The organism is Streptomyces sp. NRRL B-24484 (assembly GCF_000717715.1).
GTDB lineage: Bacteria > Actinomycetota > Actinomycetes > Streptomycetales > Streptomycetaceae > Kitasatospora.
The window spans coordinates 1-443 of record NZ_JOAI01000153.1 but is presented as its reverse complement, the minus strand read 5'-3'; the positions used below and the strand labels follow the sequence as shown (position 1 = coordinate 443).

The 443-nt window shown below is 69.1% G+C and carries 1 protein-coding gene; it reads right to left on the bottom strand.

The window, feature by feature from the left end; genetic code table 11:
* The gene (locus IE98_RS0141705; protein WP_030278013.1) at positions 1 to 414 is read right to left on the bottom strand and encodes a roadblock/LC7 domain-containing protein; all 414 of its coding nucleotides are present in this window, start codon (positions 412 to 414) and stop codon (positions 1 to 3) included.
* Between the last annotated feature and the right edge of the window lie 29 nt (positions 415 to 443).

Below are 443 nucleotides of genomic sequence, written 5' to 3'. Positions count from 1 at the left end.
TCAGTGCAGCAGGCTGCCCTGCAGTTCTGCCCGGAGGGCGGGGGTGAGGACGGCGCCGGCGCGGTCGACGAGGAGTGCCATCTCGTAGCCGACGAGGCCGATGTCGGAGTCGGGGGCGGCGAGGACGGCGAGGGCGGAGCCGTCGCTGACCGCCATGAGGAAGAGGAAGCCGCGCTCCATCTCGACGACGGTCTGGTTGACGTCGCCGCCCTCGAAGATCCGGCTGGCGCCGGAGGTCAGCGAGGTGAGGCCGGAGGCGACGGCGGCGAGCTGGTCGGCGCGGTCCCGGGGGAAGCCTTCGGACATGCACAGCAGGAGACCGTCGGCGGAGACCACCACCGTGTGCGACACCCCGGGGGTGTTGTCCACGAAATTGGTGATCAGCCAGTTCAGGTTCTGTGCGGCCTGGCTCATCTGACTCAACTCAACGCTCCTGGTGGTTC

Bases quoted from the DNA above. Each gene is read 5' to 3' on its own strand.
- IE98_RS0141705 (WP_030278013.1), bottom strand. From the start codon at position 414: ATGAGCCAGGCCGCACAGAACCTGAACTGGCTGATCACCAATTTCGTG.